This is a genomic window from Vulcanimicrobium alpinum (assembly GCF_027923555.1).
Lineage (GTDB): Bacteria > Vulcanimicrobiota > Vulcanimicrobiia > Vulcanimicrobiales > Vulcanimicrobiaceae > Vulcanimicrobium > Vulcanimicrobium alpinum.
Genome location: NZ_AP025523.1, coordinates 2640163 through 2660589, shown reverse-complemented (window position 1 = coordinate 2660589; position 20427 = coordinate 2640163). Strand labels below are relative to the sequence as shown.

Genomic DNA, 20427 nt, shown 5'->3' with positions numbered 1-20427 from the left:
CCAGGAGATCTCGTGATCGCACACGACGACCGCACCGTCGGCTTGGATCCCACCCCTGACCAGCGCGCGCTGCGCGACGCGGTGCACGCGCTGTGCGCGTCGTTCGGCGATCCCTATTGGCGCGGGATCGACGCGCAGCGCGGCTATCCCGACGCGTTCATCGCGGCGCTCACCGAAAACGGCTACCTTGCGGCGCTCATCCCGGAAGAGTACGAAGGCGCGGGGCTGGGGATGGCCGAGGCCTGCATCATCCTCGAAGAGGTGAACCGCACCGGCGGCAACGCCGCTGCGTGTCACGCGCAGATGTACATCATGGGAACGTTGCTGCGGCACGGCAGCGAGGAGCAGAAGCGCAGATATCTCCCGGCGATCGCACGCGGCGAACTGCGACTGCAGGCGTTCGGCGTCACCGAACCCACGGCGGGCAGCGACACGACGAAGATCACCACGACGGCCGAGCGCCGCGGCGACCGCTACGTCGTCAACGGCCAGAAAGTGTGGACCTCGCGCGTCCAGCACAGCGATCTCATGCTGTTGCTCGCGCGCACGGCGCCCCCGTCGGACGATCCGAAGCAGAAGACGCTCGGGCTCTCGACTTTGCTGGTCGATCTGCGCGCGGCGCCCCCGGGGACGATCGACGTCCGCCCGATCCGCACGATGATGAACCACGAGACGAACGAGGTGTTCTTCCGCGATCTCGAGGTACCGGCGGAGAACCTCATCGGCGAAGAAGGCCGCGGCTTCCGCTACATCCTCGACGGGATGAACGCCGAGCGCATCCTGATCGCCGCAGAGTGCGTCGGCGACGGCGGCTATTTCATCGACCGCGCGGTCCGGTATTCGAGCGAGCGCGTCGTGTTCGGAAGACCCATCGGGCAGAACCAAGGCGTGCAGTTCCCGATCGCGCGCGCACACGCGGCGGTGATGGCGGCCGACCTCGTGCGGCGTCAGGCGGCCGCGCTCTTCGATGCCGGGCGGCCGTGCGGCGCCGAAGCGAACACGGCGAAACTGCTCGCCTCGGAAGCGTCGTGGCAGGCGGCCAACGCCGCGATCGACGCGCACGGCGGGTACGGATTCGCCGAAGAATACGACATCGAGCGCAAGTTCCGCGAGACGCGCCTCTACATCACCGCGCCGATCGCGAACAACCTCATCCTCTCGTACATCGGCCAGCACGTGCTCGGAATGCCGAGGTCGTTCTGAGCGACGGAGGGCTCCCGCTCGCCGGGATCACGGTGGTCGCGATCGAGCAGGCAGTGGCGGCACCGTTCGCGACCCGTCAGCTCGCCGACATGGGCGCGCGTGTGATCAAGATCGAACGTCCCGACGGCGGCGACTTCGCGCGCGGATACGACGCGAGCGTCAACGGCCTGTCCTCATTCTTCGTGTGGCTCAACCGCGGCAAAGAGAGCGTCGCCGTCGATCTCAAAGCACCCGGCGCGGCGCGCATCCTCGACGCGCTGCTCGCGCGGGCCGACGTCTTCGTGCAGAACCTCGCCCCGGGCGCGGCGGAGCGCCTCGGCCTCGGCGCGGCGGAGCTTCGCGCGCGCTACCCCGCGCTGATCGCCTGCAGCGTCACCGGCTACGGCGACGGCGGCCCCTACGGGCAGAAGAAGGCATACGATCTGCTCGTGCAGGCGGAGTCCGGCTTGCCCGCGATCACCGGCGACGCGGAGCCGGCGAAGGTCGGGATCTCGATCTGCGACATTGCGGCGGGGATGTACGCGTTCTCGTCGATTCTGCTGGCGCTCTTCGCGCGCACGTCCGGCGGCGCGGGTGCGTCGCTTTCCGTTTCGCTCTTCGATGCGCTCGCCGAATGGATGTCGGCGCCGGCCTACGCGACGCTCGGCACCGGCCGCGAACCGCCGCGCACCGGGCTCGCGCACAACACGATCTATCCGTACGGCGCGTTTCGCTGCGGCGACGGCGGCCGCGTGATGCTCGCGGTGCAGAACGATCGCGAATGGGCTGCCCTGTGCGCCGGCGTGCTGGGCCGTCCGGAACTCGCACGCGATCCGCGCTTCGCGACGAACGTCGCGCGCAACGCGCACCGCAGCGAGATCGACGCCCTGATCGAAGCCGCGTTCGCCGGACGCACGCGCGACGAAGCCGGCGCGCTGCTCGAACGCAACGGGATCGCGTCGTCGCGCGCGAACAGCGTCGCGGAATTTCTCGAGCACCCGCAGCTGCGCGAGCGCGGACGATGGAGCGAGGTGGACACGCCCGCCGGCCGCACCGCCTCGCTGCTGCCGCCGTTCAGCGGGCTCGGCACGCCCGCGATGGGACCGGTGCCCGCGCTCGGCGAGCACACGGCCCGCGTCTTCGAGGAGTTCGGCTTGCGCGAACCTGCCTGATCAGCCCGCCGGCTGCGGGTTGACGTCGTAGTACGGCGTCGCGGGCTCGCGTCCCGGCGGCACGTCGCGCGGTGCAGGCGCACCGGCCGGTCCCAGCGAGCGAATGAAGCGGTAGATCGCGCGGCGGTCGTCGAGGCCCAGCGCGCGCAGATCGGTCCACTTCATCGGCGGGTGCCCGGCGCGCGTGGCGATCTCGTGCAGCCAGTCCGACTCCGTGCTCTGCTGAAAACGCAGGCGTACGTTGGTGGGATAGATCGTCCCCCACGGGCCGCGGAACCCGATCGCCGTTCCGGTCATCCAGCGCGCCGCCGGAAATGCGTCGCTCTCGCGCCAGCCCGGCGTGTGGCAGTCATTGCAGCTGCCGTAGGCCACCAGCATCCGTCCGCGTTCGAGCAGCGCGCGGTCGCGCGGGGACGGTGCGGCCGGCGTTCGCCCACCCGCGCCGAGCGAGAGCGCGACCGCGATCGCGAGCACCGTGAAAAGACCGCCGACTCTGCGCTGCGTCATGGAGCGGGATACGCCGCGCAGGTCGCGATTCCCGAAGCGAGGAACGCCCGCGCGGCGGCGAAGGAAAAGACCGATGGGACCGATCGGAATCGCCTGGCTCGTCGCGTGCCTGGCCGGCATCGTGCTCTCGGTCAAAAGCGCGACCATCCTGGGCGCGCGTTCGCGTTGGACCGCGATCGGCTGGTGGCTGACGCTTGCGTACTTCGCGCTTGCGATCCCGCGCGCGTGGGGCGCCTACGCGCCGCTGCACGTCGAGTACGTCGCGCTGGCGGCACTCGTCGTCGCGTTCGTCGCTGCCGGCCGCGCCGACGAGCCGCAGGCCGAGCCGTGGTGGTGGCCGACGCACGCCGGGCTCACCGGCGCGGAGCGGCGGCGCGATCGGTCGTGAAGCGCAAGCCGACTTCGAAGGTGCGCGGCGCGGCGTAGTGGTTGCCCTGCGCGTTGCGGAACGTCACCAGATAGAGGTCGTTGAACACGTTCTGCATCCGCAGCGTCAGCTCGACGCCCGGCGCCATGACGATCCCGCGCTCGAGGTCGAACGTGAGATGCGGCGTCCGCTTGCACGGGCCGCCGATGTTCTGCGCGAGCCCCGCCCCGGCGCAGGTGATCCCGCCGGCCGGGTTCAGCGACGACGAGAGCCCGCTGCCGTACTCGCCGTCCGCCGCCCACCATCCGCCGGAACGGTCGTTGAGCACGATCCCGGACGTCGCGCTGATGCGCTGATCGTGATCGGCCGGCGTCCAGTCGCCCGACGCGCCGAAGCACGGTGCCAGCAGCTGCGTTTCGCAGCCCTTGTTCGCGGCATACGTGTGCGTCAGCGAGGAGTAGAATCGGCCGCCGCGTGCAAGCCCGAGTTGATAATACGCGGTCTGCGTCGCGATCCGGCCCTGCGCGTAGTTGATGTCCTGGTGCAGGTTCGTCGTGCCGACCTGCGTGTCGTCGATCACGTCCGTAGCGTTTTTCTGCATGATGCGCAGGCCGAGATCGCCCCGTCCGAGCGTGACGTGCGCGCCGAGCTCGTAGACGGTGTCCCGCTGCGGCTTCAGATCGAACTGCGCGACGGAACTCTGCAGCGGGAGGTTCAGGGTGTACGCCGCGAGCGGCGAGACGTTCTCGAGCGAGAACGGCGTGAAGAAGCGGCCGTAGTACGCGTACACGCTCTCGCGCGCTCCGAAATTGCGCGTGAGCTTGATGCGCGGACTGATCATCCCGAAGCCGGCGCGGAACTGGCTCGACGAAACGCCGAACGTATCGGCGCGCACGCCGTAGTCGAGCTGCCACGCCGTCCCCATCTTCCATGCATCTTGGACGTACGCCGCGCCGAGGTGACCGATGTTCGGCGCGCTGTCGACGACCGTGTAGGCGGCGCCGGGTGCGCCGGGGGTGAAGATCGGCGCGAGGAAGTTCCCCGGCTGCAGGGTGACGTCGTACGCTTTGGCGATGTGCGTGGCGTCGAACTGGGCGCCGGCGCGCACGGTGTGGTGCGTGCTGCGGTTTTCGTAATCGACGTTGCCGCCGACGTCGATCGCGGTGCGGTCGCCGGAGAGCGAGAACGCGCAGGTCGCGTTCCCGTACGCGACCGCCGGGTTGGGCACCGGGTTCGTCACCACGCCCCCGACGACGGGACCCGTCGACGTCAGCGCTTGCGCGCAATCGGTCGGACTGCCCGGCGCATTGGCGATCCCGTACGCGAAGTCGTTCGCCGGATCGCCGAGATCGCGAATGCGCGAGCGTTTGTACGACGGTCCGAACGAGAGCGACCCGTGATCGCCGACCGGGTGACGGTACTGCATCGCGGCAAACAGATCGTCTTGGGTTTCGTTGTCGTTCGTGGCGGCCGGCTCGCCGCCGGCGACGTCGTTCGGAATCTGGTAGCTGTGATGCGCGTGGCTGACCGTAAGGTTCAGGTAGTCGTTGCGGATCGGCTGGGTGAAGCGCACGAACTGGTTCGCGTTGCTGTATTGGTTGTGGATCGAGGCGGCGTTGGGCGGATCGAGGCCGCGATCGCTCTGTTCGAGCCGTGACGCGAGCACGAGCGACGCCGAGCCGAGGTTGGTGTGATACGCGACGTCGGAGTCGAGGTGCGTGAACGTACCGCCGAGCAGATTCGCCGAGAAGCCGGGTGGGCCGCTGCCGTTGCGCGTGTTGATGTTGATCACCGAGGCGAAGCGCTCGCCGTACTGCGCCGGGTAGGCGCCTTGCAGCGCTTCGACGTACGCGATGTCGTTGGGATCGAACTCGGTGCCGACGGTGCGGTTGAGCTCCTGCGGGATCGAGACACCGTCGACGACGTAGTTGATGTCGCCGTGGTCGCCGTTGATGTGGACCACGCCGTTGGCGCCGCGCGCGGCGCCCGGCAGCTGCAGCAGCAGCGCGGGAAGGCTTCCGCTCGCCGGCGATTTCGCGAGCAGGTCGCTGTTGAGGCTCACGTCGGTCCCGGAGCCGGCGCGCGGCGGCCGCGCGGTCACCGCGGTGCGGCCGATCTCTTTGATCGGGGCGAGCGAGAGCGTGACGTCGGCGCCTGCCGACGGGACGTCGACGCGCAGCGATGCGCTGAGCGCCCCTGCCGTGACGTCGACGACGTACGTGCCGATCGGCACGGAGGTGAACGCGAACCGGCCCTGCGCGTTGGTTCGCGTGTGCAGGTGCAGGTTGGATCCGGTCGCGTTGACGACCGCGCCGCTCACCGGGCCGCTCTGGCCGTTGATGGTCCCCGCGAGCACGGTGGTCGCCTGCGCGGACGCGTTTACGCGCGCGACGGCAACCAGCAGGACGACCGCCGCAACGGCAGAGGCGAGAAGATGCGCGGCCGGCTTCGGCGCGCGCGAGCGTGACAACACCATGAACTCCTGAACTCCTCCGGCGGCGGCCCGGCGGCCGCGCGCGATCGCGGTTAGGGCGAAGCGGGGGAGAGTCGAGGAGGGGCGCGGCCGCTGCAACGGCGGCGCGCGGCGAGGTGCCGCGCGAGCGGGGCGGTCGCTGCGGTTCGCGTGACGACGGCACGCGAGCGCACGCGGGTCAGGACGAGCGCGGCGGCGATGCGCGACAGCACCGCTTCGTCAACTGCGTAGAGCAGCAGGGACGCGACCAGCATCCCGCACGCTGCGGCGACCAGCGCGAGGACGACGCGGGCGGGGTCGACCGCAACGCCTTCGAGCGAGAGGGTGGCGGCCGCGATCGCGCTTTGCGCGGCGATCCCCGTCACGCAGACCGCGGCTGCGTTGGGCAGCGCGGCCTGCAGCAGCGCAGCGCGCCTGCGGCGTTCCGAGCGTTCCCCGCGGCGCAGGGACGAGAGCGCCGCGGCGAAGCCTGCCGCGGCCGCGGCGCCGAGCAGTGCGTGATCGATCTCGACGCTGCCGTAGCGGCCGACGACGCGCCCCGCTTGCTCGAAAAGGACATGACCGAAGAGGCCGATCGGAAGCGTGAGACCGGCGTAGATCAGCCACGCGAGCAGCGATCGACGGCGCACGTTCCCCGATTTCGAGTGCGCGCGCGCATCGTCCCCCACGGGGCGCGCCGGCCCGTCCTCGCCGGCTCCGACAGCGGACGCATCCCTCGGGACGCGCCCGCGGTCTCTTAAAGGCAATGTCGATCCTCGAAACTGCGGCGCCCGATCGTGCGCACATCGCGCCCGTCACCACGCGTGAAGAACTGATCTATCTGCTCTCGCGCGCAAGCGAGCTCGAGCACGGGCTGGCGTGCGTCTACCTTTACGCCGCGCACTCGCTCAAGAGCGACGTCGACGAAGGCGGCCTCACCGTCGAGCAAGCGCGGATGGTGCGCGACTGGAAACGCAAACTCGCCGGGGTCGCGATCGAGGAGATGCTGCACCTCGCGCAGGTGACGAACATGCTCACCGCGATCGGCGGGGCGCCGCACTTCCGACGCACGAACTTTCCGATGCCCCCCGAAGCGTTTCCGTTCGGGATCGAATTGTCGCTCGAGCCGTTTTCGCGCGGGCTCATCGAGCGGCTCGTGTGCTACGAGATGCCCGAAGCCGGCGTCCTCGCGGCGGAGAAGCAGTCGGCGTACGACGAGATCCGGTCGCGGGTGGTGCGCGAGCGCGAGGCGGAGATCGATGCGATGCCGACGCACTGCGCGGTCGAACCGTTCGAGATCGATTTTCGGACCGTCGGCGAGTTTTATCACAAGATCGAAAGCGGATTCCGGTGCATCCCCGAGGACGTGCTGTTCATCGGTCCGCGCGAAGCACAGGCCAACGCGCGCTTCGTCGATCTCGACGGCGAATTGATCGCCGTGGTCGACCGCGACTCGGCGTGCCGCGCGATCGAGATGATCGTCTCGCAGGGCGAGTCGCCGTCGACGGACCACCCGGACGCGCACTTCTGCGTGTTCGACGGGATCCGCATCGCGTACGAAGCCGAGGTCTCGCGTGCCCGTGAGGCCGGAACGATCTTCGATCCGGTGCGAAAAATCGTCCCCAACCCGATGACGCACTTCTATGAGGATGCGAACGGCGGGACGATCCTGCGCGACGAGCTGACGCACAACGTGGCGGACCTCTACAACGTCGCATACGACACGATGCTGCTGATGCTGCTGCGCTTCTTCGCCCACACCGACGAAACCGAACGCGAACTGGAGGTGCTCTCGCGCGGAACGATCCGGATGATGGCCTCGGCGCTGCGCCCGCTCGGCGAGGCGCTCACGAAGATGCCCGCCGGCGCGCCGTATCCGGGGCTCTCCGCCGGTCCCGGCTTCGGCTACAACCGCGACGTCCATCTCCTCCCTCACAAGGCCTCGGCGTGGATCTTCTTTGCCGAACGTCTGGGCCAGCTCGCGCGCAAGGCCGCCTACATCCGCACCAACTTCGCCGTCCCTCCCGAGATCGAAGAGGCCGCCGCCGCCCTGCAGGACATCGCCGCGAAGATCGGTGCGCTCTCGCCGCGCGGCGTCGCAGCGACCGAGGCGGAGATCGCCGCGTTCGAAACGCCGATCGGGGCGACGATCACGCCGGAACACAACGGCCCGTACCTCGTCACCAACGTCGCTTCGCTTACGAACTCGAAGGGGGAGACGCTGGACGCGCGCACGGAGATGGCGCTGTGCCGCTGCGGGCAGTCGCGGATGAAGCCGTTCTGCGACGGCTCGCATGCCGACGCGCACTTCAGCAGCGGCAAATTGCCCGATCGCACGCCGGATCGCCGCGTCGACTACGTCGGCGCCGAGGTGACGATCCACGACAACCGCGGCACGTGCTGCCACTCCGGCAACTGCAGCGACAACCTCCCGTCGGTGTTCCGCAACGGTCAGGAACCCTGGATCGATCCGAACGGTGCGCCGGCGCAGCAGATCATCGACATCGTGCAGCAGTGCCCCTCGGGCGCGTTGAGCTATTCGAAAAGGGGCGTCGCGCACCGCGACGTCGACCGCGCGCCGGGCATCTACGTCTCGAAAGACGGGCCGTACCACGTGACGGGCGGCATCGAATTGCTGCACGAGCAGCGCAACGCCGGCGCGTCGACGGAACACTACGCGCTGTGCCGCTGCGGCCACTCGAAGAACAAGCCGTTCTGCGACGGCACCCACTGGTACGCGAAGTTCACCGACGAGGCGAACTAGCCGGACGCGCTACGAGGCGGCCGCGGCCGTGCTCGCGAGGTCTTCGAAGGTCGCCAGCGCGGACGCCACGACCTGGTCCATGTTGTAGTAGCGATACTCGGCGAGCCGCCCGACGAAGGTGACGGCGCGCTGGGCGCGGGCGAGGTTCGCGTACTTGCGGTAGAGCTCGCGGTTCTCCGGGCGCGGGATCGGATAGTACGGATCGCCCTCGGCCGACGGATACTCGCGCGAGAGGATCGTCTTTGCGAGCGTCTGTCCGGTGAGGTGCTTGTATTCGGTGGTGCGCGTGTGCGCGACGTCGATCGCCGGTTCGTTGATGCAGCCGACGGGCTGAACGTACCCGACGTCGCGCGTTTCGAACTCGAAGCGCAGCGAGCGGTATGGCAGCCGGCCGAACTTGCAGTCGAAATACTCGTCGATCGGCCCGGTGTAGATCACGTGGCCGAACCGCGCCCGATCGGCGATCGCGGCGAAGTCGGTGCCGAGCACGACGTCGATCTCCGGACTCGCGAGCATGCGCTCGACCATCGCGGTGTATCCCTCGGCAGGCATCGCCTGGAACGCGTCGGTGAAGTAGCGGTCGTCGTCGCCTGTGCGCGTCGGGATGCGGCCGCAGACGCTCGCGTCCAGCTCGGCGGGGTCGAGGCCCCAGTGCTTGCGCGTGTAGCCGCGGAAGAACGTCTCGTACAGCTCGCGGCCGACCCGCGAGACGATCATCTGCTCGGAGTTCTCGATCCGCGCGAACGGCACGGCGCGGTCGGCGAGGAAGCGCGCGACGGCGGCTGCGTCGAGGTCGAGCCCGTAGAGCGTGTTGATCGTCGTGCGGTTGATCGGGATCGGCACGAGCCGGTCGCCGGCGCGCGCGAGCACCCGGTGCTCGTACGGCCGCCAGGCGGTGAACGCGCTCAGGTACGCGACGACCTCGGCGCTGTTGGTGTGGAAGATGTGCGGCCCGTACTGGTGGTAGCGCAGGCCGTCGGCGTCCACCGGATCGTGCGTGTTCCCGGCGACGTGCGGCCGTTTGTCGATGACGAGCACGCTCGCGCCGAGCTGGGTTGCAAGCCGCTCGGCGATCGTGCTGCCGGCAAGCCCTGCGCCGACGACCAGGTAATCGTACACGTGATCCTTCGTTCCCACCGCGGATGACACCGCAATGCGCCCGGAAGTTCCCGGGTCCGGCTACGTGCGCTCGAGACGATCGTTCAGCTTGCGTAGAAGCCCGCGGAGCGTCGCGATCTCGCTCGGCGCGAAATCGGCGGTCGCGGCGTTGATGACCTGCGCCGCGGCCCCGAGGAGTTCGTCGCGCAGGCCGCGGCTGCGGTCGGTGAGATAGAGCTGGATCTTGCGGCGGTCCTGGCGGCTGCGCGTCCGCACGACGAGGTCGCGCGCCTCCATCGCGTCGATCGTCGCGACCGCCGACTGTTCGCCGATCCCGATCCGCGCGCAGAGCTCGCGTTGCGTGACGCCCTCGTTCTGCCAGAGTTCGCGCAGGATGAAATATTGGCCGAGCGTCACGTTGTGCGGCTCGAGCAGCGCCTGCAGCCGGCTCAGGATCATCCGCGAGCTGTCGCGGATGAGGTAGCCGATGCTGTTCGCCGGCTCGGGGTCGAAAGCGCCGGAGAGCGGCTTCGCGCGCGCCACGGTCACGGTTCCCGCAGGATCGCGCGCAGCGCCGAGGCGAGCGCGCCGGCGGTGCTTTCGCGCGCGTGCGCCGACGCGCCGGCGCCGATCCCCAAGTAGCGCTCGACGATCTGCGGCGAAGCGAGGAGGGCGCGGCCGGTGTCGGCGGCGACCACGGCGCCGTTTTCCAGCACGTAGCCGCGATCGGCGATCGCGAGCGTCATCCGCGCGTTCTGCTCGGCGATCAGGACCGTGACGCCGAGTTCGCGCAGATCGCGCACGATCGCGAAGATCTGATCGACGAGCGAAGGCGCGAGGCCGAGCGACGGTTCGTCGAGCAGCAGCAGCCGCGGCTTCGCCATCAGCCCGCGGCCGATCGCGAGCATCTGCTGCTGTCCGCCGGAGAGCTCGGCGGCCGAACGCTCGAGCCGATCGCGCAGCACCGGAAACCGTTCCAGCACGGCGTCGCGCAGCGCGTCCAACTCGCGCGCCGAGCGGCGGCGTCCCAGCGCGTACGCGCCGAGATCGAGGTTCTCGCGAACGCTCAGGCTGCCGAAGACGTCGCGGCCTTCGGGGACGTGCGCGATCCCGAGCGCGACGCGCGCCGGCGCGCGCACCGCCGCCAGCGAAGCGCCGGCGAACGCGATCGTCCCCGCGGTGGGGCGCACGAGTCCGGAGATCGACTTCAGGAGCGTCGATTTGCCGGCGCCGTTGGCACCGACGAGCGCGACGGTCTCGCCCTCGTCGACGTGCAGCGTGACCCCGCGCAGCGCACTGACGCCGCCGTAGCCCGCGGCGACGTCGCGCATCTCGAGGATCACGGCGCGGCCTGCCCGACGTACGCCGCGACGACCGCCGGATTCGCTTGGATCTCGGCGGGCGTGCCGGATGCGATCAGCGCCCCGGCGTCGAGGACGAGGACGCGATCGGCGATCCCCATCACCAGCGACATGTTGTGCTCGACGACGACCACGGTCGTCCCGGAGCGGTGGATCGCGAGCAGCAGGCTCGCGAGCGCGTCGGTCTCGGCGTCGTTGAGTCCGGCGGCCGGCTCGTCGAGCAGCAGCATCCGCGGCCGCGCGACGAGCGCGCGGGCGAGCTCGACGATCTTCTGCGTTCCCAGCGGCAGAGACGCCGCCGGCCGCGCGCGCAGCTCCGCGATCCCGAGCGCGTCGAGCAGCGCGTCGGCGCGCGCGACCAGCGCGCGTTCGTCGTTCGTTGCGGCGGGAAGGCGCAGCGCCTGCGCGAACGCCGGCGCGCGCGCCGTCATGTGCGCGCCGGCGAGCACGTTTTCGAGCACCGTCATCCCCGCGAAGACGCGCGCCGTCTGGAACGTGCGCACCAGTCCCATCCGCGCGATCGCGTCGGAGCGCCGTCCCGCCAGCGGTTCGCCGAAGAACGCGACGCTGCCGGAATCGGTGCGATAGAGGTTGGTGAAGAGATTGAACAGCGTCGTCTTCCCGGCGCCGTTGGGGCCGATCAGCGCGGTCAGCGTCCCGGCCGGCACGTCGAACGAGACCTCGCGAATCGCCTGCACGCCGCCGAACGCTTTCGAGACGCGCTCGACTGCCAGCGCGGCCGGAGCGTTCACGTTGCCGCTCCGCGTGCCGGCACCGCGGCGTCGTCGCGCGCAGGTGCGCGCCGCAGCAGGCCGGCGATCGCGCCAAGGATTCCGGAGGGCAGCAGCAGCAGGCCGCCGACCAAGATCAGCCCGGCGAAGAGCGTCTTCGCCTGCTGCAGCGCCTGCACGGCGTTGGGGAGCAGCACCAGCAGCAAAACGCCGAGCAGCGGCCCCGCCAGCGTTCCTTCACCGCCGATCACCAGCATCGTCACGAACTCGAGCGAGCGCGGCGTGCTCACCATCTCGGGCGAGATGAACTGAAAGTAATACGCGTACAGACTGCCGGCGATCGACGCGCACGCCGCGCTGATCAGAAACGCGTACAACTTGTACCGCGGAACGTCGATTCCCAGCGCCAGCGCCGCGGTCTGGTCGGTGCGGATCGCGCGCAGGGCGCGTCCGAAATCCGAGCGGAGCAGGTTCGCGAGCAGGACGAACGCGACGATCGCGACCGCCCACACGAGATAGTAGTTCGCGCGCTGGCCGTCGATCGCGAAGGCGCCGAAGGCGACGTGCGGGATCCCGGTGAGCCCGGAGGGTCCGCCGGTCCAGTCGCCGAGCCCCACCGCGAGCGAATCGACGAGCAGACCGAACGCGAGCGTCGCCAGCGCCATGTAGTGCCCGCGCAGGCGCACGGTGAGCCCGGCGAGGACCGCGGCGCACGCGAGCGAGACGACAAGCGCGAGCAGCGCGCCGAGCAGCGGCGGCACGTGAAAGCGCACCGCCGCGATCGCGGCGACGTAGCCGCCGATCGCGACGAACGCCGCATGCCCGAGGCTCACCTGCCCCGCAAATCCCATCAGCACGTCGAGTCCCATCACCGCGATGAAGACGATCCCCGCGATGACCAGCGAACTGAGCGCGCCGTCGGGGAGCACCAGCGGGAGCAGCAGGATGACGACCGGCGCGGCGATCGCCGCCGCGCGCACGATGCGCGGATCGAAGCGCGCGCCGAGCGCGCCCGCATGCGCGCCGCCGGTGCGATTGTCTTCGCGGCGCGCGCCGCGGCCGAAGAGGCCGCTGGGGCGGAAGACGAGCACGACGATCAGGATCGCGATCGCCAGCGTCGTCGCGAAGATCGACGAGACGTAGAACGCGCCGAGCTGCTGTACGAGGCCCAGTCCGAGTCCGCCGAGCAGCGCGCCGGCGAACGAGCCGAGTCCGCCGATCGCGACCGAGATGAATCCGTACACCGTGAAGAACCGTCCGCCGTCGAACTGCAGCGAGACGATCGGACCGATCGCGATCCCCGAGAGCGCGCCCAGCACGCACGCCGCCGTGTACGAGAGGACGCGCACGCGCGCGACGTCGATCCCCATCAGCGTCGCGGCGGCGGGATTCTCGGCGCACGCGCGCAGCGCGCGCCCGAACGTCGTGCGCTGCAGGACGTACCACAACAGCGCGACGACGACCGCGGTGATCCCGAGATCCCAGAACGACTGCGTCGGCACCAGCAGCCCGGCGAACGCGACGGGATGGTAGCCGGAGAACGGCGGGAGCTGATACGGCTGGCTCCCCCACACCAGCAGCGCGGCGCCTTCGAAGACCGTCAGCAGGCCGCTGGTGAGCATCACCATCCCGCTGGGAGGAAGGCGCCGCAGCCCCGGCGCGAGGACGGCGATTGCGAGCAGCGCGCCGACGACCGCCGCGACGCCGAGCGCGCCGAGCACCGCGAGCGGGAGCGGCCAGTGCAGCGTCTGTTCGAACGAGTACGTCGTGAGCGCGCCGAGGACGACGAACGCACCCTGCGCGAGATTCACCGTCCCGGTGACGCGGAAGACCAGCGCGAAGCCGATCGCGACGAGCGCGAAGACCGACCCCTCGACGAGGCCGCCGATCGCGGTCTCGAGCGCGTCGTGCACGCTACTTGAGCGGGTCGCCGCCGGGTTTGCTGACGGGGACGAAGAGTTCGCGCTGGGCGTCGTAGCGCACGAGCACGGCGTTCCCCACGCCCAGCCCGCGGTTGTCGCCGCTGTGGAAGTCGTAGACGCCGTTGATCCCGACGTAGCCGTGCGTCGCGAGGATCGCGTCGCGCAGATCCTTCGCGCTCGCGTTCGCGGGCAGCTTGCGCAGCGTGTCGACGACGATCATCGCCGGATCGTAGCCGAGCCCTTGTCCGAGATCGGGCTTCGTCGGCGCGATCGCGCGGATGAACGTCTCGATCGCGGCCTTCAGCGGCCCGGTGATCTCCTTGGGATCGCGGAAGTACTGTACGCCGGCGAAGAGCAGCGTCTTGGGGAGAAACTGCGTGTACTGCTTCATCTGCGCATAGATGATGTTGCCGTTTCCGGCGCCGACCGGGATGTCGATCCCCGTCTCCGTGATCCCGCGCAGGACGGTGCCGAACGGCGTCCCGGTCGTCCAGCCGACCATCGCGTCGGGCTTCGCGCTCTTGATCCGCTCGAGCTGCGCGGAGACGCTGACGTCGGTAGGGTTGAAGTGTTCGCGCGCGACGATCTCGACGCCGCGCACCTCGGGCTGCGTCACCGCGTAGAGAAAATTCCGCTCGGCGTCCTGACCGGTCGCGTCGGTCGAGGTCAGCAGACCGACTTTGTTCCAGCCGCGTTTGTGAAAGTAGCGCACCATCGCGATCGCCTGGTCGCGCGTCGAGACGCTCGAGGAGAAGGTATAGCCGCCGTGTTCCGGATGGATCCCCGGCGAGACGCAGTACTGCACCGGCCCGTTCTCTTTCACCAGCGCCGCCATCGCGTTGCACTGCGCGACGAGCGACGAACCGAGAACCACCGGGACGTGCTTGCCGATGATCTGGTTCGTCAGTTGCACCGCGTTCTGCGGGTTCGACTGATCGTCGAGGATCGTGAACCGGATCTTGCGGCCGTGGATCCCGCCGCGCGCGTTCTGCACGCGCTCGACCGCCTCGAACGCCTGTTTCTCTTCCTGGCCGAGGAACGCGGCGCTCCCCGTGAGCGAGAGGACCGCGTCGATCTCGTACGGTTCGTCGGCGGCGTGAAGCGGGAGCGGGCCGGCGGCGACGAGCGCGGCGAGCGCCGCGGCGGCGAAGCGGAGATCGGGGCGAAACCCCATGGCGATACCTCCTGGCGGTCGGGTCGGACCTTGCAATTCGCGTCTCTCCGCGAATATACTTCACCACACGTATCATTCAGGATGGCGAGGAAACATGCTCTCGGCGGCTGACAACGAACGGCTCACGCGCGTTACCGGCGACGCGCCGATGGGGGCGCTGATGCGCCGCTACTGGTTTCCGGCCTGCCTCGCGGAAGAAGTCGCGCAGCCCGACGGCGCGCCGGTGCGCACGCAGATCCTCGGAACGCCGCTCGTCGCGTTCCGCGATACGCACGGACGGATCGGGATCCTCGACGAGCACTGCCCGCACCGTCTCGCCTCGCTCGCGCTCGGCCGCAACGAAGAGGGCGGACTGCGCTGCGTCTACCACGGCTGGAAATTCGGCGTCGACGGCGCGTGTTTGGAGATGCCGACCGAACCGGAGGGCTACAACTTCCGCGACCGCACGCGCACGCGCCCCTATCCGGTGCACGAAGCCGGCGGGATCGTGTGGACGTATCTCGGTTCGCCCGAGCATCAGCCGGCGTTTCCGGCGTTCGACTGGACGCGGCTGCCCAAAGCGCAGGTCGCGATCATCAAAGTCGGCGCGCGCGTGAACTGGGCGCAAGCGGTCGAGGGCGCGATCGACTCGTCGCATTCATGGTTTCTGCACCGCGACACGATCTGGGATTGGAAGAAGCGAAGCGAGATCTCGAGCGATCTCTCGCCGCGGCTCGAAGCGCAGGACGAACCCTATGGATTTCGCTACGCTGCGATCCGCCGTCCCAACGCCAACCCCGAGAGCGAGCGGTACGTGCGCGTGACGCACTTCGTCGCGCCGTCGACGGCGCTGATCCCGCGCCCGCTCGATCCTGCCGAGCCAGCGCACGCCGAGCTCTTCGTCCCCGTCGACGACACGCACACGATGTTCTACGGCATCTTTTTCAGCCAGAACGGCGAACCGGTCGACGAAGACGCGCAGCGCCGCACGCATCACGTCGTCCCGGGCGTCGACCTCGACCGGATGTGGTTCCGCGTCCACGGCGTCCACGACTGGTTCGCGCAGGACCGCGAGCGGATGCGTGAGGGCAGCTACACCGGAATTCCCGGCTTCATCAATCAGGACATGGCGTGTCAGGAGTCGATGGGACCGGTCGCCGACCGGACGAACGAGCACCTCGGCACCTCCGACGTCGCGATCATCCGCATGCGCCGGCGGATGCTCGACGCGCTCAAGCGGTTCGAACAGGGTGAGGCGCCGCCGGGCACCGCCGCACCGTTTCCCTTCGATCGCCTGCGCGGTGAGGGACGCGTGATCCCGATCGATCGGCCGTGGCAGCGGGTCGGCGCGTACGACGTCGAACCCGCGCGCACGTGACGAAGCTGCGGCTGAGCCTCGCCTGCTGGGATTACGATCGCACCCGCGCCCTCGCCGACGGCCGCGTCGCCGCCGACGGGATCGACCTGATCTTCAACGCGCTGCCGGTCGAAGAGACGTTCTTCCGGATGCTGCGCCATCGCGAGTTCGACGTCGCCGAGATGTCGCTCTCGTCGTACGTCCTCTCGACGTTTCGCGACAACCCGTTCGTCGCGATCCCGATCTTCCCGTCGCGTTTCTTTCGGCACTCGGGCGTATACGTCAGCGGGCGCAGCGGGATCCGCGAGCCGCGCGACCTGATCGGGAAGCGCGTCGGCGTCCCGGAGTATCAGCTGACCGCGAACGTGTGGATCCGCGGGATCCTCGCCGACGAGTACGGCGTACCGGTCGAGAGCGTCGAGTACCGCACCGGCGGCGAAGAGACGCCGGGGCGCGATGAGAAGGTCGCGCTCGATCTGCCGCCGTCGATCCGCATCGCACCGATCGGGCCGGAGCAGACGCTCTCCGCGCTGCTCGCGTCGGGCGAGATCGATGCGCTCTACGCACCGCGCAAGCCGTCGTGCTACGGGCGTGACGGCGTCGGCCGGCTCTGGGAAGACTATCCTGCGGTCGAGCGCGCGTATTTCGAGCGGACGCGGATCTTCCCGATCATGCACGTCGTCGCGATCCGGCGCGACGTCTACGAACGCGACCGCTGGGTGGCAACCGCGCTGATGAAGGCGTTCAAGGCGGCGCAGGCGATCGCGTACGAGGATCTGCGCGTCACCGCCGCCTCGAAGACGATGCTGCCGTGGGCGGTCGCCGAAGACGAGCGGACGCGCGCGCTGATGGGCGACGATTTCTGGCCCTACGGCTTCGCCGCCAACGAGCACGTCCTCGATGTCTTCACGCGCTACCACCACGAACAGGGGCTCTCGCCGCGCAAGCGCGAACCGCGCGAGTTGTTTGCACCGGAAACGCTCGAGACGTACACGATTTGATCGCCGCCGACCATAGCCTCGTCGCCGACCTCGTCAGCGCCAACCACATTCTGTTCCGCCACGGGATCGTCGACGCGTTCGGTCACGTCAGCGTCCGGCACGACGGCGATCCGGCGCGCTTTCTGCTCGCGCGCAACATGGCGCCCGCGCTGGTCACGCCGGCCGACATCATGGCGTTCGCGCACGACGGGACCCCGCTCGGCGGCGACGACCGCCAGCCGTATCTGGAACGGTTCATCCACGGCGCGATCTATCGTGCGCGGCCCGATGTCAGCGCGGTCGTGCACAGTCACGCCGCCTCGCTGATCCCTTTCGGCGTCGTGCACGACGCGCCGCTGCGCCCGATCTATCACATGAGCTCGTTTCTGCTGCGGCCGGTCCCGGTGTTCGAGATCCGCGATGCGGCCGGACCCGAGAACGACCTGCTCGTTCGCGACGACGCGCTCGGCGATGCGCTCGCCGCGGCGCTCGGCGACCACACCGCCGTGCTGATGCGCGGCCACGGCGCGACGATCGTCGGCCGCGACGTGCGTCAGGCGGTGTTCTGCGCGGTGTACACCGCGCAGAACGCGCTGCTGCAGTCGGACGCGATGCGGCTGGGCGGAGCGGTCACCTACCTGAGCGAGACGGAAGCGGAACGCGCGACCGTCACCAACGCCGGACAAGTCGAACGCGCCTGGAGCCTCTGGCGGCGCGACGCATGACGCAGCGCGACACTGCCGCGCCGCTGCGCGCGCAGGTCGCCCTGCTGGGACGGTTCGTCGGCGACGCGCTGCGCGCCCACGCCCGTCCGCAGACCTTCGAAACCGTCGAACGCGTGCGCGCGCTGACGCGCCGCCGGCGGGCCGCACCCGATCCCGCGCTCGACAACGAGATCGCCGTCGTCCTCGACGCGCTCGCGCTCGACGACGCGGTCGAAGTGATCCGCGCGTTCGGTCTCTACTTTCAGATGGTGAACCTCGCCGAGCAATTGCATCGCGAACGGCGGCGGCGGGAGCGCGCGCTGCTCGGCGAGGCGCCGTTGCGCGGGTCGCTCGAATCGCTCCCGCTCGAAGCCGCGCGCCGCGTCGGCGAGGTCGAGCTGACGCTGGTCTTCACCGCGCATCCGACGGAGGTGCAGCGCCGCACGACCAGCGAGAAGCTCTCAGCGGTCGCGGCGCTGCTGCGCGCGCTCGACGAGCGCATCCTCACACCGGAGGAGCGCGCGCAGGCGGAGGCCGAGCTGCGGGCGCAGATCGTCCTGCTCTGGCAGAGCAACGAACTCTACCGCAGCGCGCCGACGGTGCACGACGAGGTGCGCAACCTCGTTGCACGGTTTCGTGATTCCCTCTTCGACGAAGTCCCGCTGCTCTTCGAGCGGTTCGAGCGCGCGTTCGGCATCGCCGCACCCGACATACTGCACGTCGGGTCGTGGATCGGCGGCGACCGCGACGGCAACCCCAACGTCGCGCCCGACGCGAGCCTCGAGGCGTACGAGCAGGCGCGCCGCTTCGTCTGCGAGCGCTATCTGCGCGACGTCGAGGATCTGCAGGCGCGCTTCTCGCAAGACGCGGTGCGCGGCGGCGCCTCTCCCGAATTGCTGGCGTCCGTCGAGGCCGACGGCGCCGCGCTCCCCGACGTCCGCTACACCGTCGGTCCGCGCCAACAGGACGAGCCCTACCGCCGCAAGCTCGCCTTCGTGCACCGGCGTCTGACGCTGACGCTCGCCGGCCGCGAAGGCGGCTACGCCGCCGCCGACGCGCTCCTTGCCGATCTCGCGCTGATCGACGCGGCGGTGACCGGCGGGAGCGGCGACGACGTCGCGCGCCCGCTGCGGCGCTTGCGCCGCGCGGTGAGCACGTTCGGCTTCGGGCTGTGCGAGCTCGAATGGCGGCAGCATCGCGACCGCGTGTGGAATGCGCTCGACGAGATCGTGCGCGCCGTCGAACCCGCGCTCCCGCCGCTCTCGCAGCGTGACGCCGCCGACGCCGACTCCTGGTTCGCGCGTGAACTCACGGCGCTGCGTCCGCTGGTGCCGACCGCGGTGTCGTTTTCGGCGGAGACGGCCGACGTGCTCCGATCGCTCGCGGCGATCGCCGAACTGCGCGCGCGCGGCGGCGCCGGCGCGTCGCGCACGTTCATCCTCGCGGGAACCGAGAGCGCGCACGACGTCCTCGCGCTGTACGTGCTCGCGCGCGCGTGCGGCGCGCTCGCCGCCGGCCCCGCGCAGATCGTCCCGCTCTTCGAAAGCGCGACCGCGCTCGCCGCCGCGGGCGGGATCGCTGAGGCACTGCTCGCGCAAGCACCGTTCCGCGCGCACGTCGAACGCTGCGGCGGCGTGATGGAGGTGATGCTCGGGTACTCCGACACCACCAAGGTGATGGGCGTCGTCGCCGGCGCCTGGGCGGTCTACCGCGCGCAGGACGCGCTCGCCGCCGTCGCACGCCGCCACCGCATCGCGATGCGCTTCTTTCACGGGCGCGGCGGTTCGGTCGGGCGCGGCGCCGCCGACGCGCGCGACGCGATCGACGCGCAGCCGCCTGCGGCGCGCGACGGACGCTTCAAGGTGACGGAACAGGGTGAGGTGATCGGCGCGCGCTACGGCCTGCCGTCGCTGGCGCGCCGCAACCTCGAGCTCGCGCTGACCTCGGCGCTGCTCGCGGTGCACGCGCCCGGCCCCGCGGTGCCGCCGGAATGGAGCGCGCTGCTCGACCGGCTCGCCGCGACCGCGGAGCGCGCGTACCTCGACCTCGCCGGCGATCCCGAGTTTCTCGCGTTCTTCGCCGCCTGCACGCCGCTCGACGAGATCGGCGAGATGCAGATCAGTTCGCGACCCGGACGGCGCGGTGCGCGGCGCGCGATCGGCGACCTGCGCGCGATCCCGTGGGCGTTTGCGTGGACGCAGGCGCGCGCGCTGCTGCCGGGCTGGTTCGGCTTCGGCGCAGCGCTCGCCGGCACCGGCGACGAACTCGCGACCCTGCGCGCGATGGCGGCGGGGTTCCCGTTCTTCGCGACGCTCGTGCACAGCGTCGAGCGCGCCCTCGCGGTCGCCGATCTGGCGATCTTCGAACGCTACGTGGCGGGTCTCGCCGGCGCTGCCGGCGGCGCGGAACGCTACCTGCCGCGCATCCGCGCCGAATACGACGCGTCGGTCCGCGCGGTGCTGCAGATCCTCGAACGCGAGACGCTGCTCGCCGACGACCCGACCCTGGCGCGCAGCATCGCGCTGCGCAATCCGTACGTCGATCCGATCTCGCTGCTGCAGATCCGTCTGCTGCGCGCGTACCGCGCGCAGCCCGATCCCGCGTTGCGCGACACGATCCGGCTCTCGATCAACGGAATCGCCGCGGGACTGCGCGTCACCGGCTAGAAGCATCGCCG

Annotated in this window: 17 protein-coding genes; 8 read left to right on the top strand and 9 right to left on the bottom strand. The window is 69.9% G+C overall.

All coding sequences use genetic code 11. The features are described 5' to 3' along the window. Window positions 1-12: 12 nt before the first annotated feature. Both WPS_RS13625 and WPS_RS13620 read left to right on the top strand, forming a co-directional pair. Window positions 13-1203, top strand: coding sequence for an acyl-CoA dehydrogenase family protein (locus tag WPS_RS13625; RefSeq protein ID WP_317995023.1), 1191 nt, complete (start codon window positions 13-15; stop codon window positions 1201-1203). Beyond that, window positions 1200-2354 (top strand): CaiB/BaiF CoA transferase family protein, encoded by a 1155-nt coding sequence (locus WPS_RS13620; protein WP_405054961.1) that lies wholly within the window; start codon window positions 1200-1202, stop codon window positions 2352-2354. The genes WPS_RS13625 and WPS_RS13620 overlap by 4 nt, the downstream gene beginning before the upstream one ends. Here the strand turns inward: WPS_RS13620 and WPS_RS13615 are convergent, their stop codons facing one another. After that, window positions 2355-2861 carry a hypothetical protein gene (locus WPS_RS13615; RefSeq protein WP_317995022.1) on the bottom strand — a complete coding sequence of 169 codons (507 nt, stop codon included), beginning with the start codon at window positions 2859-2861 and terminating at the stop codon, window positions 2355-2357. It lies immediately after the preceding gene. A 73-nt stretch (window positions 2862-2934) separates the two neighbouring features. On the opposite strand from WPS_RS13615, the gene WPS_RS13610 reads away from it, so the two are divergent. Beyond that, a complete protein-coding gene (locus WPS_RS13610; protein WP_317995021.1) occupies window positions 2935-3249 on the top strand; it encodes a hypothetical protein in 315 nt (104 codons plus the stop codon). Here WPS_RS13610 and WPS_RS13605 read toward each other — a convergent pair. Next, the gene (locus WPS_RS13605; RefSeq protein ID WP_317995020.1) at window positions 3215-5704 is read right to left on the bottom strand and encodes a TonB-dependent receptor; all 2490 of its coding nucleotides are present in this window, start codon (window positions 5702-5704) and stop codon (window positions 3215-3217) included. The genes WPS_RS13610 and WPS_RS13605 overlap by 35 nt on opposite strands. A gap of 50 nt (window positions 5705-5754) precedes the next feature. Continuing rightward, window positions 5755-6330 carry a hypothetical protein gene (locus WPS_RS13600; protein ID WP_317995019.1) on the bottom strand — a complete coding sequence of 192 codons (576 nt, stop codon included), beginning with the start codon at window positions 6328-6330 and terminating at the stop codon, window positions 5755-5757. Between the two features lie 116 nt (window positions 6331-6446). Between WPS_RS13600 and WPS_RS13595 the strand changes: the two genes are divergently transcribed. Then, window positions 6447-8444, top strand: coding sequence for a CDGSH iron-sulfur domain-containing protein (locus WPS_RS13595; RefSeq protein ID WP_317995018.1), 1998 nt, complete (start codon window positions 6447-6449; stop codon window positions 8442-8444). Window positions 8445-8453: 9 nt separating this feature from the next. Here the strand turns inward: WPS_RS13595 and glf are convergent, their stop codons facing one another. From glf to WPS_RS13565, 6 genes are read right to left on the bottom strand one after another with little or no spacing between them, the layout of a single operon-like run. Continuing rightward, window positions 8454-9563, bottom strand: a complete 1110-nt coding sequence (gene glf, locus WPS_RS13590; protein ID WP_317995017.1) for a UDP-galactopyranose mutase — start codon at window positions 9561-9563, stop codon at window positions 8454-8456. Window positions 9564-9623: 60 nt separating this feature from the next. Further along, the gene (locus tag WPS_RS13585) at window positions 9624-10091 is read right to left on the bottom strand and encodes a MarR family winged helix-turn-helix transcriptional regulator (RefSeq protein WP_317995016.1); all 468 of its coding nucleotides are present in this window, start codon (window positions 10089-10091) and stop codon (window positions 9624-9626) included. Then, window positions 10088-10885, bottom strand: coding sequence for an ABC transporter ATP-binding protein (locus tag WPS_RS13580; protein WP_317995015.1), 798 nt, complete (start codon window positions 10883-10885; stop codon window positions 10088-10090). Before WPS_RS13580 ends, WPS_RS13585 begins: the two co-directional genes overlap by 4 nt. Beyond that, entirely contained in the window at window positions 10882-11655 is a 774-nt protein-coding gene (locus tag WPS_RS13575; RefSeq protein WP_317995014.1) for an ABC transporter ATP-binding protein, read from the bottom strand. Before WPS_RS13575 ends, WPS_RS13580 begins: the two co-directional genes overlap by 4 nt. Beyond that, window positions 11652-13547 (bottom strand): ABC transporter permease, encoded by a 1896-nt coding sequence (locus WPS_RS13570; RefSeq protein WP_317995013.1) that lies wholly within the window; start codon window positions 13545-13547, stop codon window positions 11652-11654. Before WPS_RS13570 ends, WPS_RS13575 begins: the two co-directional genes overlap by 4 nt. A gap of 1 nt (window position 13548) precedes the next feature. Next, complete coding sequence (locus WPS_RS13565) at window positions 13549-14730, bottom strand: ABC transporter substrate-binding protein (protein WP_317995012.1); 1182 nt, start codon at window positions 14728-14730, stop codon at window positions 13549-13551. 94 nt (window positions 14731-14824) lie between these two features. On the opposite strand from WPS_RS13565, the gene WPS_RS13560 reads away from it, so the two are divergent. Genes WPS_RS13560 through WPS_RS13545 form a run of 4 tightly spaced genes read left to right on the top strand, consistent with a single transcriptional unit; the run spans window position 14825 to window position 20416 of the window. After that, entirely contained in the window at window positions 14825-16087 is a 1263-nt protein-coding gene (locus tag WPS_RS13560) for a Rieske 2Fe-2S domain-containing protein (RefSeq protein ID WP_317995011.1), read from the top strand. Continuing rightward, window positions 16084-17067, top strand: a complete 984-nt coding sequence (locus WPS_RS13555) for a substrate-binding domain-containing protein (protein WP_317995010.1) — start codon at window positions 16084-16086, stop codon at window positions 17065-17067. Before WPS_RS13560 ends, WPS_RS13555 begins: the two co-directional genes overlap by 4 nt. Next, complete coding sequence (locus WPS_RS13550) at window positions 17064-17771, top strand: class II aldolase/adducin family protein (protein WP_317995009.1); 708 nt, start codon at window positions 17064-17066, stop codon at window positions 17769-17771. The genes WPS_RS13555 and WPS_RS13550 overlap by 4 nt, the downstream gene beginning before the upstream one ends. Then, window positions 17768-20416 (top strand): phosphoenolpyruvate carboxylase, encoded by a 2649-nt coding sequence (locus WPS_RS13545; protein ID WP_317995008.1) that lies wholly within the window; start codon window positions 17768-17770, stop codon window positions 20414-20416. Before WPS_RS13550 ends, WPS_RS13545 begins: the two co-directional genes overlap by 4 nt. The last annotated feature ends 11 nt before the right edge of the window (window positions 20417-20427 follow it).

What these genes read in the sequence shown, in the direction of transcription:
- WPS_RS13565 (WP_317995012.1), bottom strand. Translation starts at nt 14,730, where the DNA reads ATGGGGTTTCGCCCCGATCTCCGCTTCGCCGCCGCGGCGCTCGCCGCG.
- WPS_RS13615 (WP_317995022.1), bottom strand. Translation starts at nt 2,861, where the DNA reads ATGACGCAGCGCAGAGTCGGCGGTCTTTTCACGGTGCTCGCGATCGCG.
- WPS_RS13610 (WP_317995021.1), top strand. Translation starts at nt 2,935, where the DNA reads ATGGGACCGATCGGAATCGCCTGGCTCGTCGCGTGCCTGGCCGGCATC.
- WPS_RS13595 (WP_317995018.1), top strand. Translation starts at nt 6,447, where the DNA reads ATGTCGATCCTCGAAACTGCGGCGCCCGATCGTGCGCACATCGCGCCC.
- WPS_RS13560 (WP_317995011.1), top strand. Translation starts at nt 14,825, where the DNA reads ATGCTCTCGGCGGCTGACAACGAACGGCTCACGCGCGTTACCGGCGAC.
- WPS_RS13545 (WP_317995008.1), top strand. Translation starts at nt 17,768, where the DNA reads ATGACGCAGCGCGACACTGCCGCGCCGCTGCGCGCGCAGGTCGCCCTG.
- WPS_RS13605 (WP_317995020.1), bottom strand. Translation starts at nt 5,704, where the DNA reads ATGGTGTTGTCACGCTCGCGCGCGCCGAAGCCGGCCGCGCATCTTCTC.